This is a genomic window from Paenibacillus sp. FSL R5-0912, from assembly GCF_000758605.1.
Taxonomy (GTDB): domain Bacteria; phylum Bacillota; class Bacilli; order Paenibacillales; family Paenibacillaceae; genus Paenibacillus_AQ.
In genome coordinates this window covers 7,387,286-7,401,952 of sequence record NZ_CP009282.1, presented here as the reverse complement: position 1 = coordinate 7,401,952, position 14,667 = coordinate 7,387,286, and the positions used below count along the sequence as shown (strand labels likewise).

11 protein-coding genes are annotated in these 14,667 nt (G+C 53.9%); 3 read left to right on the top strand and 8 right to left on the bottom strand.

Going from position 1 to position 14,667, the window contains the following annotated elements:
* Positions 1-78: 78 nt before the first annotated feature.
* From R50912_RS31435 to R50912_RS31425, 3 genes are all read right to left on the bottom strand, one after another.
* Entirely contained in the window at positions 79-567 is a 489-nt protein-coding gene (locus R50912_RS31435; protein WP_052416790.1) for a DinB family protein, read from the bottom strand.
* 116 nt (positions 568-683) lie between these two features.
* Positions 684-1,247 carry a hypothetical protein gene (locus tag R50912_RS35440; RefSeq protein ID WP_156123427.1) on the bottom strand — a complete coding sequence of 188 codons (564 nt, stop codon included), beginning with the start codon at positions 1,245-1,247 and terminating at the stop codon, positions 684-686.
* Positions 1,248-1,378: 131 nt separating this feature from the next.
* Positions 1,379-2,356: a LacI family DNA-binding transcriptional regulator gene (locus R50912_RS31425; RefSeq protein ID WP_042240633.1), complete on the bottom strand. Its 978-nt coding sequence runs from the start codon at positions 2,354-2,356 to the stop codon at positions 1,379-1,381.
* Positions 2,357-2,695: 339 nt separating this feature from the next.
* Here R50912_RS31425 and R50912_RS33750 point away from each other — a divergent pair, with 339 nt between their 5' ends.
* Positions 2,696-5,650, top strand: a complete 2,955-nt coding sequence (locus R50912_RS33750; protein ID WP_052416789.1) for an ABC transporter substrate binding protein — start codon at positions 2,696-2,698, stop codon at positions 5,648-5,650.
* Positions 5,651-5,793: 143 nt separating this feature from the next.
* On the opposite strand, the gene R50912_RS31410 is transcribed toward R50912_RS33750, so the two are convergent.
* Positions 5,794-7,185, bottom strand: coding sequence for an aldehyde dehydrogenase (locus R50912_RS31410; RefSeq protein WP_042240630.1), 1,392 nt, complete (start codon positions 7,183-7,185; stop codon positions 5,794-5,796).
* A 96-nt stretch (positions 7,186-7,281) separates the two neighbouring features.
* The gene (locus tag R50912_RS31405; RefSeq protein WP_042140367.1) at positions 7,282-7,986 is read right to left on the bottom strand and encodes a Crp/Fnr family transcriptional regulator; all 705 of its coding nucleotides are present in this window, start codon (positions 7,984-7,986) and stop codon (positions 7,282-7,284) included.
* Between the two features lie 144 nt (positions 7,987-8,130).
* Here R50912_RS31405 and hcp point away from each other — a divergent pair, with 144 nt between their 5' ends.
* Entirely contained in the window at positions 8,131-9,783 is a 1,653-nt protein-coding gene (hcp, locus tag R50912_RS31400; protein WP_081956737.1) for a hydroxylamine reductase, read from the top strand.
* 189 nt (positions 9,784-9,972) lie between these two features.
* On the opposite strand, the gene R50912_RS31395 is transcribed toward hcp, so the two are convergent.
* Positions 9,973-10,941 carry an aldo/keto reductase gene (locus R50912_RS31395; RefSeq protein ID WP_042240627.1) on the bottom strand — a complete coding sequence of 323 codons (969 nt, stop codon included), beginning with the start codon at positions 10,939-10,941 and terminating at the stop codon, positions 9,973-9,975.
* Between the two features lie 24 nt (positions 10,942-10,965).
* Complete coding sequence (locus R50912_RS31390; RefSeq protein WP_042240625.1) at positions 10,966-11,895, bottom strand: LysR family transcriptional regulator; 930 nt, start codon at positions 11,893-11,895, stop codon at positions 10,966-10,968.
* A gap of 96 nt (positions 11,896-11,991) precedes the next feature.
* Here R50912_RS31390 and R50912_RS31385 point away from each other — a divergent pair, with 96 nt between their 5' ends.
* Positions 11,992-12,909 (top strand): DMT family transporter, encoded by a 918-nt coding sequence (locus tag R50912_RS31385; protein ID WP_042240621.1) that lies wholly within the window; start codon positions 11,992-11,994, stop codon positions 12,907-12,909.
* Positions 12,910-12,971: 62 nt separating this feature from the next.
* Here the strand turns inward: R50912_RS31385 and R50912_RS31380 are convergent, their stop codons facing one another.
* Entirely contained in the window at positions 12,972-14,597 is a 1,626-nt protein-coding gene (locus R50912_RS31380; protein ID WP_042240620.1) for a flagellar assembly protein A, read from the bottom strand.
* Positions 14,598-14,667: the final 70 nt, after the last annotated feature.

Sequence of the window (14,667 nt, the reverse complement as noted above, 5' to 3'; positions counted from 1 at the left end):
TAAGTTTCACACGATTACTTCTCCTTCCTATTTCCCGCTGGAATGGACGGTCCTTATTAATGACGGCAAGGCTATTTCTTACGGGTTAAGGTTATTTATCGCTGAGCTATCCCAGCCCTGCTCCGGGAACATTTGCCGCAGGTGGTGCTTCATGTGATTCACGTATTCCTCAACCAGCCATTGCAGGGTGACTGTAGTACCGTCATTCCGGAGGAAAAGAAGGTTCAGCTGCTCAGCAGACAGTCGCGAAATTACGCGCAGGACCGACTGATTCAGGCTGATCCACAGGGTCAGCACTTCTTCATGCGGAGCCGAGGCATAATGCTGGGCATTCATCCATTCATTCTGGTCATAATAAGCCAGCTGCAGGGGCTGCGGCTCGTACTGAACCTTGATGAACCGGGTGAGATTGTTGATTGCCGAATCGCATAAATGTCCGAGTAGTTGCAAACAGGACCATTTGCCTCCCCGACGCGGTGCGGCGGCTTCCTCTGGTGTGAGACGGTTATACGCAGCGGGTACTGCTGCCAGCAGCAGCTGCAGCTCTGCAATCATAGGCGTTAGCATCAAAACATCGCTTCCTTTCAACTATAAAGTGTGAATAGGATTGGATCAGGAGTCTATCCCTGAATTCAAATATAGACACTATATAGAGACTATTGAGAAACTATTGCTGTATTCCTCTAATCCCCGCCGGAAGTGGGCGGAAAGGGGAAATGAGGGGCATAAGTGCCCTTGATTCCGCCAGATGCGGGCCTAAGGAGGAAATGAGGGGCATAAGTGCCCTTGATTTCGCCAGTTGCGGCCCAAAGGAGGAAATGAGGGGCAAAAGTGCCCTTGATTTCGCCAGATGCGCGCGCAAGGAAGAAATGAGGGGCAGAAGTGCCCTTGATTCCGCCAGATGCGGCCCAAAGGAGGAAATGAGGGGCATAAGTGCCCTTGATTCCGCCAGATGCGGGCCTAAGGAGGAAATGAGGGGCATAAGTGCCCTTGATTTCGCCAGTTGCGGGCCTAAGGAGGAAATGAGGGGCATAAGTGCCCTTGATTTCGCCAGATGCGCGCGCAAGGAAGAAATGAGGGGCATAAGTGCCCTTGATTTCGCCAGTTGCGGGCCTAAGGAGGAAATGAGGGGCATAAGTGCCCTTGATTTCGCCAGTTGCGGCCCAAAGGAGGAAATGAGGGGCAAAAGTGCCCTTGATTTCCCAGGCTTCACCGGGGCGACCCAGAAGCAGCCTGAATGAAGCCATGCGTGGCGGCCTGGATATCTGCATGAGCTGCCCAGCAGGCCTTATATGTCATTTAACCGTATAAACTCCAGCCTGATTCACCCGTTAGGGTGACTTTGTGTCTGTGTCTGTGCCTATGCCCATGTCAAAGGCTAAGTCGTAGCGCCCTCCTCCAGCTCCACGGGCAGGATGTATGCTGACTCGACATGCTCACCCTGCACCTGGCGCAGGATTAAATCGACGGCCAGCTTGCCCATCGCCTCCATCGGCTGGCGGATAGAGCTGATGGCCGGATACAGCAGGCTGCGGAGGGCGATGCCGTCATAGCCGATTATCCGCACATCTTCGGGAACGCGCCGCCCTCTGATCTGGCAGGCCTTCAGGGCACAGGCGGCAATGATATCACTGCCGGCGAAGATGCCGTCCACCTCAGGATGCTCGCGGAACAGCTGGGCCAGCAGCAGCTCATAGGCATCGAAGTCGAAGCTGTTGTTGTCCGTATGCAGCGAAACGTACTGGGCGCCGTGCTGCTTCGCGGTATCCTCAAAGGCCACGCAGCGCAGATGCGATAAGATATTCAGCTTGGGATGCCCGCCGATATGGGCCAGGCGGCGGCAGCCTTTTTGAATCAGCAGGGTCGTGGCCAGCTGTCCTCCCGTATAATTATCCGAGCATACATAAGGAATATCCGGCGAAATCTGCCGGTCAAAGGTAACCAGAGGCAGGTTCATCTGCCGGTAATCCTCGACTTCAAGCGTATGGCTGCCCATAATAATGCCGTCGACCCGGCTTGCGCGCAGCATGTTGATATACTCCTGCTCCTTCTGCTTGTCCTGCCACGAGTTGCATAGCAGCAGCTTGTAGCCTTCCCGGTAGGCATGTTCTTCAATATGACTGGTCAATTCCCCGAAAAAGGGCAGGGAAACATGCGGAATAATCAGTCCGATGATGTTTGATTTCGAGCGGCTGAGGGAGCGGGCCAGTTCATTCGGGCGGTAATTGAGCTCGTCCATCGCCTGCTGCACCTTCTGCTTCAATTCTTCACTTAAGTACCCCCTGTTGTTCAGCACCCGGGATACGGTAGTCGCCGATACGCCAGCCTTCAGCGCAACGTCTTTGATGGTCGGCATGGCCTGGCCTCCTGTCTAAGCAGTCAACTGCAAATTCATTCTAACGTGAGCGCTGTTCTCTGTCCACAAAGGCCGCAGCTCCGCTCTATTTGTTGTTTATTAAAATATCGTTTCCCCCTATAATTATAAGAAAGCGGCAAATTTAAAAGATAAGAATTCATTTGCTTTATGCAATAAATTATCCTTATTTTTTACGCTGATACCGTACGGTGCAGAATGGGGTGGCTTTTTTCGCTCAAAAGAGGGATGGGAAATGGGTTTAACGAATTAGTATAATGTCGAAATTCCTCGTTTTATAATCGAAATCTGACTTTGAGATAGATGAACGGGAGTGTGCGAATGGGTGTAGATAAAATTCATCTCAGGTTGTTAAAAAGCTTGCTCTTGCCGCTGTTTATCTTACTGTGTACGACAGAAGGCACACACGCCTACGCCGAAGAACTTCCCGCTCAGAATGTGCTGGTGCTGCATTCCTATCAGAAAGGTTTTGCCTGGAGCGATGAACAGAGTGCCGGAATTGAAGAACGCCTCAAAAGTGCAGCCGCTCTGCCCGTAATCTATACCGAGTATATGGATTGGAAACGGTATCCCAATCAGGAGAACCTCGAACATTTCTACGAAACGATCAAATTCAAGTATCAGAATGTCCATATTGATGCGGTTCTCGCCACAGATGATGCAGCCCTGAGCTTTGCTATGAGATACCGCCGGGAGATCCTGGATGATGCTCCTATCATCTTCAGCGGTGTCAATGAGCTGGGTGTGGCCGGCATCCCGGACACTCACAATATCACAGGCGTTATCGAGAAGATTGATCCTACGCGTACGATCCAAATGGCGCTGGAGATCAACCCTTCCGTGAGGAAGGTTTACGTTGTTTTTGATAATTCGGAGAGCGGATTGTCGACCGGCAAAATGGTGATGGATCAGATTGACGCCCTGAACCTGGGGCTGGAGATCTTCCCTATGAACCGTTTTTCTATTGAACAAATTAAAGCAACGGCATCCGCCCTGTCTCCGGACAGCATCGTGCTGATGACTACATACTATAGTGACTCTACCGGAAGGATTGTTGAGTTTGACAGGTTCTCAAGTGAACTGGGCAAGAGCAGCAGTGTTCCGGTGTACCATATCTATGATTTTGGACTAAACCACGGCGCCTTTGGCGGCAGTCTGATCAGCGGCAGAATTCAGGGCCAGACCTCAGCGGAGCTGGCGCTGCGTATCCTGCAGGGGGAGCGTGCGGATAATATCCCTGTGGTGACTGACAGCAATGTCCGCAATGTATTTGACTACAATGAGCTTCAGCATTTCAGCGTACCGCTGGACAAGCTGCCGGAGGGCAGCGAAGTCATTAACAAGCCGTTCTCCTTCTATCAGACCTACAAAGCGCTGGTACTGAGCATTATTGCCGCTTTTGCCGTGCTGCTGACCTTTATCTTTGTTTTATTATTCTATGTACAGCTGGTGAAACGGATCAGAAGCAATCTGGAAAAAAGCAATGAACGCTTCAGCCTGGCCACCTATGGCGCGGACGCGGTAATCTGGGACGTGGACATGTCCACGATGATCTATTACTTCTCGGACAGCTGGTACGAGCTGCTGGGGTATGAACGGGATGAGGTCAATGAGACCCGCGGCGGCTGGAGAGACCTCCTGCATCCTGAGGATGCCGAGCAGGAGGACCGGCTGCGGACCCAGCATCTGGAGGGTCGTTCTTCGTATTACTACGCCGAATACCGGATGCGCAGCAAGTCGGGGGAATACAAATGGTTCCAGGCCCGGGGCAAGGTGCTGCGTAATGCAGGCGGCGGATATATCCGGTTTGCCGGGTCGATGGTCGATGTCACCGACCGCAAAGGGTATGAGAGCAAGCTGCAGATGAGCTATCAGGAGCTGGAGTCTACTTATGAGGAGCTGACAGCACTGCAGGATGAGCTGCTGGAGCAGTATAACAAGGTGGTGGAGAACCAGGCGCTGCTGCAGACCAGTGAAGAGAAGTACCGCCTGCTGGCCTATAATGATGTACTGAGCGGCCTGCCGAACCGGCTGTCGCTTTCCGAAGAGCTGAAGAAATTTATTCAGGAGCACTCCGGCGGCCATGCGGCGCTGTTCTTCCTGGACATTGATAATTTCAAGTATATCAATGATTCGATGGGCCACACCTTCGGCGATGAGCTGCTGGTGAAGGTCGGCGAGCGGCTGCTGGAGCTGTCTGACGGGCGCAGTAAGCATTTCCGCTTCGGCGGCGATGAGTTTGTGATTCTTTTCAAGGATGTAGACGGGTATAGTGAAGTAATCCGCTATGCGGACTCGTTGGTTCAGGGCTTCAAGGAGCCGTTTCAGCTGAGTGCCAGTGTCGTACATATCTCGGCCAGTATCGGGATTGCCCAATATCCGGAGAATGGCGTGAACGCGGAGGAACTGCTGAAGAATGCCGACATTGCCATGTATAAAGCGAAGGAAGCAGGCAAAGGCATTTATGTGATCTACGGGCGTGAGATGCAGCAGCATTTCGATGAGCGGATGATTATTGAGATGCATCTAAGAAACGCCATCTCCAATAATGAGCTATCGCTGCATTATCAGCCGCTGGTAGATATCGGTTCGAACGAGATTTGGGGCTTCGAGGCCTTGATCCGCTGGAACAATCCTGTGCTGGGTTTCGTATCGCCGTTGTCCTTCATTAAGATTGCCGAGGATTGCCGGCTGATTGTGCCTATCGGGGAATGGGTGATGCGCACCGCCTGCCAGTTCATCAAGGATCTGCAGAGCCAGGGGTATGCGGGTTATCATATCTCGGTTAACATCTCGGTCATTCAGCTGATGCTGGATGATTTCACGAACATGGTGCTTACGGTGCTGCGGGATACCGGACTTGCCCCGGAATATCTGGAGCTTGAGATTACGGAGTCGATCTTCATGGAATCCTTCGAAGCCATTAGCTCCAAGCTGGAAGCACTCAAGGAGAAGGGGATCGGCATCGCGCTGGACGACTTCGGTACGGGCTATTCTTCACTGAGCTATCTGAAGCAGCTGCCGATTACCACACTGAAGATCGATAAGTCCTTCATCGACAGTATCGATACCCCGAACAACATGTCGCTGGCCAGCTCCATTGTGACCATCGGCCACGATATGGGCCTGAATGTTACCGCAGAAGGGGTGGAGACACCTGAGCAGCTGGCTTTTCTGGAGCGGACGAGCTGTGACAAGATTCAGGGCTATTATATCAGCAGGCCTATCCCGGAGAAAGAGGTTGCGGGCTGGGTTGCCGGACGGCGTGCGGGCTGAAGCAATAGGTATACGGAATGTACTCCGTTTATAGTCCAGGTATGTAATATAACAACAAAAAGGAAACCACCTTTTAGCAAGGGAGGCTTCCTTTTTGTTTATTCTTTTGCGCAAAAGTGGGGTAGGGGGCTATCCCGTCTCCTCTACTTCAGCAGCTTCCGTGCCAGCTTGACCTTGTTGCCGTATGGCGGATAGACAATCCCGAAATCCAGTCTCGTGCTTCGCTTAACAATGCTCTTGCGGTGGGAGAAAAGCTCAAAGCTATGCTTGCCGTGATAGCCGCCTATCCCGGAATTCCCCACACCGCCGAACGGCAGATGGGTGCTGGCTACATGGGTAATGGTATCATTCACACAGCCGCCCCCGAAGGAAACGCTGCCCATCACCTGTTCCTCGACCTGCTTATCCTCAGTGAACAGATAGAGGGCGAGCGGCTTAGGGTGATCGTTGATAGTCCGGATCACCTCGCTAATCTGACTGTATTCCATAATCGGCAGCACCGGTCCGAAGATTTCATCCTCCATCGAGGCATCGCTCCAGGAAGCCGGGTAGATCAGGGACGGCTCAATGTACAGATCCTCCGGCACAACGCTGCCGCCCAGGATCAGCTTATCGCGGTCCTGCTCAAGCATCTTTTCAATCCGCCGCAGCTGGCGTTCATTCACAATCCGTCCGTAGTCTGTGTTATGCCGGATATCCGTTCCGTAGAATGCGGTGATGTTGTGTTTGATCCGCCCGATCAGCTCAGCTGCAACATCGCTATGGACCAGCAGGTAATCCGGGGCGATACAGGTCTGCCCGACATTGATCAGCTTGCCCCACACGATCCGTTTGGCCGCGGCCTCCAGATTGGCGGTCTTGTCGACAATGACCGGACTTTTACCGCCCAGCTCAAGGGTTACAGGCACCAGATTCTTCGCTGCCGCCTCCATGACAATTCTGCCTACAGGCACGCTGCCGGTGAAGAATATATAATCGAATTTCGCGTGAATAAGCAGATTTGTCGTTTCTTTCTCACCCTGCACCACCCGGATATATGCGGGGTCAAAGGTCTCCCGGATCATGTCTTCAATGACTGCCGAAGTAGCCGGGGTACTCTCGGAAGGCTTCAATACCGCGCAATTGCCGGCGGCAATGGCCCCGATTAGCGGCTCAATCAGAAGCTGGAACGGATAATTGAAAGGTCCGATGATGAGCGCAGTCCCATAAGGCTCTGCTATAATGCTGCTCTTCGCCGGGAACATATGCAGCGGTGATCTTACCTTAACCGGCTTCATCCAGCGCCGGAGATGCTTCATCATATAGCCGATGCTGTCCAGCGTAAAGCCGATTTCGGTGGCGTACGCCTCGAACTCACTCTTACGCAGATCCTTATTCAAGGCGGCGATAATCCGGGGCTCACTGCGCTTGATGGCATCCTTCAGCTTCTGCAGCTGCTCCAGCCGGAAGCCGGGGGTTCTCGTGATTCCGCTGCTGAACCATTGTCTATGCTCTGCCAGCAGCTGGTCGATATGGGGTGCGGTTAACTGCAACATGCTTGCATCCTCCTCGGGTGAATCTATCGGAATATAACAGCTTGCCTGGTGCGTCTATTTAGTCTAGCCCAGTCTGCTCTGCAACAGAGGCGTTGTTCACAGGTTACCTGCTGAAGAGGGCAGGCTCAGGAGGTAATCATTCATCCGGCTGCGGTCCAGAAGCGTGATTTCACTGCCCTTGAAGTCAATCCAGCCCTGATCGCGCAGGAATCCAAGCTCCCGGGACAATGAAGGACGGGCGGTATTCAGATGCCCGGCCCATTCTTTGCGGCTGAAGGGGAGCTTCAGCGTATCGGAGGCCTGCTGCGTGCCCTGCTCCAGCAGGAAGTCTATGATCCGGCGCCGCAGCGGCCCGGCGGACAGGTTCTCGATTTTCCGGTTAACAAGCACCAGCCGTTCGGACAGATTCTCAATGAAGCGGGTGAGGATATCTGTGTCTGCTGCGAATATTCGCAGCAGCTCCTGCTTGCCGATGAACATCACCTTGCAGGGCCCCGTTGCTGTTACCGTGGCGGGGGCTACATTATCCCTGCGGAATAACACGGCCTCCCCGATGGTCTGTCCTTCCTTGAGGTGGGCGATGGTAACGCTGCTGCCGGTGGAATGTGTCTTCTGTACCTCGACCCGGCCTGAGAGCAGAATTCCCAGCCGGTCAGCCGGATCGCCTTCGGCGAGGATGATGGCATTCCTGCGGTAAGTGCTGACGGTATAGGCCAGCGTATGCAGCAGCAGTTCGATCTCTTCTGCGGATTTCCCGCGGAATAACAGGCAGGCTTGCAGCGCGGCAGGCTCCGGTTTCATACATTTCCTCCGAATTCATAATAATCGGTAACATCCGTTACCGATTGATAGACGAAAGTCTACTACAATTACTGGTAACTGTAAAGGCGGGACGCAGCGTTGTCCTGTCCAGCTATCCAATTCATAATGAGGAGTGAATGTGTAATGAGCGACATGTTTTGTTTTCAGTGCCAGGAGGCAGCCAAGGGGACGGGTTGTACGATTCAGGGGGTATGCGGCAAGACCAGTGATGTAGCCAATCTGCAGGATCTTCTGGTGTATACGCTCAAAGGCATTGCAGTGTTCGCACGCAGCGGCCGTGAGCTGGGGATTACCGATCCGGTGACAGAGAAATTTATTATAGAGAGCCTGTTCGCTACGATTACCAACGCTAATTTTGTACCGGAATACTTCACTGCGAAGATCCGGGAGGGGCTGGCCCTGCGGGATAACTGGCGCAGCAGAGTTGCGGATGCCGGAGTGATCGCGTATCTGTCAGAGCATGACGCAGCGCAATGGAGTGCTGTTACGGATGAGGAACTGATGGACAAGGCGGCAACCGTGGGTGTGCTTGCTACAGAGCATGAGGATATCCGCTCTCTGCGCGAACTGCTGACCTATGGTCTGAAGGGAATGGCAGCTTATATGGAGCATGCGGCGGTGCTGGGATTCTATGAAGCAGGCGCACATGCTTTTATGGAAAAAGGCCTGACGGCCGTGCTGGATGATACCCTGAGCGGGGGGGAGCTGACTGCCCTGGTTCTGGAATGCGGCAAATTCGGTGTGGATGTGATGGCACTGCTTGACCGTGCGAACACGGCGGCTTACGGCAGTCCGGAGATTACCAAAGTGAATATTGGTGTGGGCACGAACCCCGGCATTCTGATCAGCGGACATGACCTCAAGGATATGGAGGAATTGCTGAAGCAGACGGAGGGTACCGGAGTCGATGTATACACGCATAGTGAGATGCTGCCGGCCCATTATTATCCGGCCTTCAAGAAATACAGCCATTTCGTGGGCAACTACGGCAACGCCTGGTGGAAGCAGACTGAAGAATTTGATAGCTTTGGCGGCCCGGTCCTAATGACTACGAACTGTATCGTACCTCCAAAAGAAAGCTATAAGAACCGGTTGTACACAACAGGCAACACAGGTTATCCGGGAGTTCAGCATATTGCAGCAGGAGCAGACGGAGTGAAGGACTTCTCGGCACTGATTGAGCAGGCCAAAGGCTGCAGCGCTCCGGTAGAAATCGAGACAGGTGAGATTATCGGCGGCTTTGCCCATGCGGCAGTAATGAACGTGGCAGATCAGGTAGTCGGGGCCGTCCAGAGCGGCGCAATCAAACAATTCTTCGTAATGGCGGGCTGCGACGGCCGGATGAAGAGCCGGAATTATTACACGGACTTCGCGGCAGAGCTGCCGGGAGATACTGTGATTCTTACCGCAGGCTGTGCCAAATACAAATATAATAAGCTGGCGCTTGGCGATATCGGCGGAATTCCCCGCGTGCTTGATGCAGGCCAGTGCAATGATTCCTATTCCCTTGTGGTCATAGCGCTGAAGCTGAAGGAAGTCTTCGGCCTGGACGACATCAACGATCTCCCGATCTCCTACAATATTGCCTGGTATGAACAAAAGGCGGTAATTGTGCTGCTGGCGCTGCTGCATCTGGGCGTGAAGAACATTCACCTCGGACCGACACTTCCGGCGTTCCTGTCACCTAATGTAGCCAAGGTGCTGGTAGACAGCTTTGGCATAGGCGGCATTACTACCGTACAGGAAGACATGGAGCGGTTCATTGCAGCAGTGTAACACAGAATAACTGACCGTCTATCCTGCGGCGCTATGTCTCACAAGACCTTCAGCTGGCCGCTAATGCCAGGAATTTTCGGTAACTTGTCTGGTGGTTGACTAAAGCGATTGTTCATCTTATGTAACGCACAAATAAGCGGGTCCCCGGCACAACGGGGACGCGCTTATTTGTGTGTGCGCCGGCTGCGGTTATGGCAGCCGATAGACAGCGAACGGCTCCCCGCTGCGGAAGGCGGCGCTGGCCTGATCCAGCTTCTCAAGCGTTGCCGCATCCGGCCGGACGGAGAGACTCTGCAGGTTATGCTCCACCTGCTCCACCCGGGTGGCACCGACAATCACCGTGGAGACGGCCGGCCTGCTCATCAGCCAGGCCAGAGACAGCGCCGCCGGTGAAGTGTCCAGCTCTTCCGCGATTGCACTAACCTGCTCCCCGAGCGAGATGCGTTCCGGGGTAAGGAAGCGGCGGAAATTAGGATCGGTTTCCGCTCTGGAACCGGCAGGGGCACTGCTGGTATATTTGCCGGTGAGAATGCCGCCGGCCAGCGGGAAGTACGGGATGATGCCCAGTCCCTGATCCAGACACAGCGGAAGCAGCTCTGCTTCAGGTGTGCGGTCGGCAAGCGAATAGCTGCACTGGATCGAGACATATTTGGCCCAGCTGCGCGCTTCGCTGATGCCCAGCGCCTTCATCAGCTCCCAGGCAGCATAATTGGAGGCTCCGATATAACGCACTTTGCCCGCAGAGATCATATCATCAAGGGTGCGCAGCGTTTCCTCCAGCGGGGTGTAGGGATCGAAGGTGTGAATCTGATACAGATCCACATGATCCGTCTTCAGCCGCCGCAGGCTGCCTTCCAGCTCCTGCATCAGATGGCGGCGCGAAGAGCCGCTTCCGTCAGGCCCGTCATGCTTCGGAAGGCCGGCTTTGGTAGCCAGAACGGCAGCATGGCGTCTGCCCTCAAGAGCGAGGCCAATAATCCGCTCGGACTCGGAGCCGGCATAGATGTTGGCAGTATCGATGAAGTTGATTCCCTGATCCATGGCGGCATGAATAATGCGGATCGAGGCCTCCTGATCGGCCCGTTTGCCGAACGAGTTGGTTCCAAGACCCAGTGCAGATACCTGCAGGCCGCTGTTTCCGAGACGCTTATAATGCATCATGATCACTCCTTATCATTATCATTATTTATTATCATTAACGTTAATTAGGCTGGCTGCGGCCAGCGGCGGGGGAGCAGCTTCATTGCCGGAGAACAGCTGCAGTGCAGTATCAATAAATAATTGTACGGCAATAGAAGTCTCCTCCAGGGAAGGGACGGCGATATGGATATCGCGGTAAGCATCAGGAGCCAGCTCCCGGACCACGACATTCGGCGGCAGCGACAAGAGGGAGAGCTGGGACATCACACCGACGGCGAGCCCCTCCCTGATCATGTTCAGTGCGGTAATGTAGCTATTGACCTCGTATTTCACATTCAGCCTGCTTCCGGCCCGGTTGAATAAGTCCACTACCGGAGGCTCGTAGCCCGACCGGCAGAGCAGCATAGGCTGAGCTTCCAGATCCTTCACACAGATGATCTGCTTGTGCCGAAGCTCGTGATCCCCGGGCAATACGGCGTAGAGCTTCTCCCGGAACAGCGGCAGGGAGGCGAGATCTTCGACCGGCGGAATCATCAGGCCTGCGTCAATGAACCGTGATGCCAGCCAGTCCTTCACCTCGGCGACCGAACCTTCATATAATCTGATCTCAATTCCGGGGTATTTGGCAGTGATGGCACTGATAATCTTCGGGACAAAATAGGCAGCGGCAACCGGAAAGGCGCCGATGCGGATGAGGCCCTTCTCCAGACCCTTCTCGGCGGCAATCTCCTGGTCAATCTTATCAAGGCCGCTGAGGATTCCGCGGCAGATAACCAGAATCCGCTTGCCGATATCCGTCAGTATCAATCCGCTGCGCCGGTCGCGCAGCAGCAGCTTCACGTCCAGCTCGGCTTCGAGTGCGGCGATGGCCCGGCTGACTGCGGGCTGGGTCATATTCAGCTCAAGACCTGCCTTGGTGAAGCTGCGGCTCTCAGCGATTAAGACAAATAGGCGAATTTGAGTATTATTCATATCTAATCTGGTATGCCCCTCATGATTATAATTCATTTCAATTATGACTGAATCTATTGTATCATTTGGGAAGAAATCAGAACAAGAGGTGAACACATGCAGAAGCGGAAGCAAACCATTGGCTTACTAGTGTTCCTGGTTATTGTCTGGGGCATCAACTGGCCGCTCTCCAAAATTGCCTTAACGTATGCCCCGCCCTTGCTGTTCGCCGGAATACGAACGGTCATTGCCGGTATTATACTAATCATCGCGGCTCTGCCGAAGCGGAAGCAGCTGAATTTGCACCAGCTCTGGCCCGTCTATCTGGTGTCAGCCTTCCTCAGTATCGTCTTCTACTATGGCTTCCAGACGATTGGCCTGCAGTATGTACCGTCCGGCCTCTTCTCGGCCATTGTATTCCTGCAGCCGGTGCTGCTCGGAATCTTTGCCTGGATCTGGCTGGGCGAGCGGATGTACGGGCTTAAGATCGCCGGCCTCGTCATCGGCTTCCTCGGGGTAGCCTCGTTAAGCCTTGGGGGATTAACCGGAAGTATCTCGCCAATAGGCGTCCTCCTGGCCCTGGCCAGTGCACTCAGCTGGGCGCTGGCTACGGTCTACACCAAACGTAACGCAGCCAGAGTAGATATGCTGTGGATGACCGCGATGCAGATCATGATCGGCGGGGTAATCCTGCTGGCGGCAGGCTCGGCTTCGGAGAGCTGGGCGGATATTACCTGGAGTAGTACTTTTATAATCAATACACTGTTCATCGCGGTCTTCGTGATTGCGCTGGGCTGGATGGTATACTTCAAGCTGATCAATGAAGGAGAGGCCGGCAAGGTAGGCTCGTTCACCTTTCTGATTCCGCTGATTTCCATCGGCTCCAGTGTAGTCTTATTGCATGAACAGATTACGTTGAATCTGGTCATCGGTATGCTGCTGATTGTGAGCAGCATTATTCTGGTGAATGTCAGGCTGGGCCGGAAGGCCGGGAGTGTCCTGCAGACCCCGGTACCCGGTCTGGGTAAGGAATAAACAAACGGCTGCTCCCTCAGAAGAGGGGCAGCCGTTTGTACTTGTCAGGGGTCACAGCAGGATCAGATAGGATCTCTGTCCAAATCCCGCAGGATCAGTTCTCCGCCGGACTCCAGGATACTGTTATGGGAACGGGCGATATTAATGAAGACATGCTCCTCCTGGAGCAGTTCAATGTCTTCACACAGACTACGCAGCAGCCGGGAGAAGCTGTTCAGAACACTGTCAGTGATAAACTCGGTGAACTGCCCCGGATGGGTAAAAACCTCCAGCATCTGCTTGAGCTGATCCGTACCGGGCCGGGAAGCTCCTTCCATGCACAGCAGTGCGGATTTAAGATCGCTGATCAGACGTTCCATATGGCTGTACTTATCCTCCAGCAGCAGCATAACCACCAGACCGTATTTCACGGATTGCTGGCGGGATTCTACATTCTTGGCCAGCAGACGGGCGGCTTCCCGCAGTCCGCCAACTTCAGTCAGCAGCAGACTGGAGAAGCGGTGCAGGCGGTGCTGGTGTACCCCGGCAAGTCCGGTGTGCAGGCTGCAGCCGGTTACTTGACCGCTTATATAGATACTGCCGGTAGCTGTAATTGTAGATTGGCAGACGTTGCCGTAGACATACACATTCCCTAACGCCTCAATACACATAGGGCCTTCAATATCTGAGGGTACAACGATGTCACCTGCAAACATAATCTCACGGGCCGTTGCCGCCGTTTCCTTGGTGATGAGGCATAGGGCCGGGAAATCGCAGGTTGTAACGCTGCCGGAGTCTCCGCAGATGCGGGGTCTGCCCGTACGCAGAGCTGCGATCTCCCCGTTTGGAAGCAGCCGTGCATTGTCTCCGGCTGCGAAATAAATATCCTGCGGTGGAGGTGGAGGCAAGATGCCTCCTTCTACGTCAAATCCGGGAATTCCCTCTTCGGGCGGCAGCTTGCGGGCGAAGACCTCTCCCTCTCTGGCGAAGGGTGCTCCCGGAAACCGCAGATAATCTAAGGAATCTGCACCTTCCGCAGTTCGCCCCTCCCGGAGCATTCCATTACCTGTGAGCGTATGCTCCGGGAGGGATAGCTGCAGCCTTGATTTCTTGCCGGGCAGCGGGGCTCTCCCTTCTGCGATACAGACAGGGAGATATGTAGGGTTGTTCAGTTCGGCGTATAGGGCCGGGATATTCAGATTCCGCAGAATGGAGCGGTTATCCAGCGAAGAGAGAATCTGTTCTATGGTGAGCGTGGACAGCAGCATCGCCCGGTTAGGCTCGGCCCGGACTGCGGCTTCGAAGGAAGCCGGGCAATTGACCAGATTCCAGGCGTACTTCTCTGCACGGTATAAGGTGAAATGCACTTTGAGCTTGTCAGGTGAAACTGTAATCTGATACTGTGGCTTCTCGCAAATTTCCCAGGTAATATGGTCCGCTGAGGTCACCTCAGTAGGCTCTGTAACGGTCTTCCAGTTGATCTTCAGCACTACAGGATGAACAGCGGAGATCCGGGCGGGCTTGCCGCCAGAGAGCGGGGGAGTAATGAAGATCTGATTATTCTGCACAAGGATAATTCCATCCTTATCTCCATTCATCCCACCGGAAGTCCGGCCCTCCACAGAGAAAGAATCCAGGAATCCGGTCCGTTCAAGCATCAAGGATTCCACGAAATCATATCGGGTTGGTTCGATGAATTGCTGCGGCATTATCTTAACCTCGCTTTTTCGTATAATCAATGGCATTCGTACAGAAAAGAGCATCATAAAGCCTGGGGGA

Excerpts from the sequence above, each read along its gene's own strand:
- hcp (WP_081956737.1), top strand. The coding sequence starts at position 8,131 with ATGAGCGACATGTTTTGTTTTCAGTGCCAGGAGGCAGCCAAGGGGACG.
- R50912_RS31380 (WP_042240620.1), bottom strand. The coding sequence starts at position 14,597 with ATGCCGCAGCAATTCATCGAACCAACCCGATATGATTTCGTGGAATCC.
- R50912_RS31410 (WP_042240630.1), bottom strand. The coding sequence starts at position 7,185 with ATGTTGCAGTTAACCGCACCCCATATCGACCAGCTGCTGGCAGAGCAT.
- R50912_RS31395 (WP_042240627.1), bottom strand. The coding sequence starts at position 10,941 with ATGCATTATAAGCGTCTCGGAAACAGCGGCCTGCAGGTATCTGCACTG.
- R50912_RS31425 (WP_042240633.1), bottom strand. The coding sequence starts at position 2,356 with ATGCCGACCATCAAAGACGTTGCGCTGAAGGCTGGCGTATCGGCGACT.
- R50912_RS31405 (WP_042140367.1), bottom strand. The coding sequence starts at position 7,986 with ATGAAACCGGAGCCTGCCGCGCTGCAAGCCTGCCTGTTATTCCGCGGG.
- R50912_RS31385 (WP_042240621.1), top strand. The coding sequence starts at position 11,992 with ATGCAGAAGCGGAAGCAAACCATTGGCTTACTAGTGTTCCTGGTTATT.
- R50912_RS33750 (WP_052416789.1), top strand. The coding sequence starts at position 2,696 with ATGGGTGTAGATAAAATTCATCTCAGGTTGTTAAAAAGCTTGCTCTTG.
- R50912_RS31390 (WP_042240625.1), bottom strand. The coding sequence starts at position 11,895 with ATGAATAATACTCAAATTCGCCTATTTGTCTTAATCGCTGAGAGCCGC.
- R50912_RS31435 (WP_052416790.1), bottom strand. The coding sequence starts at position 567 with ATGCTAACGCCTATGATTGCAGAGCTGCAGCTGCTGCTGGCAGCAGTA.
- R50912_RS35440 (WP_156123427.1), bottom strand. The coding sequence starts at position 1,247 with ATGGCTTCATTCAGGCTGCTTCTGGGTCGCCCCGGTGAAGCCTGGGAA.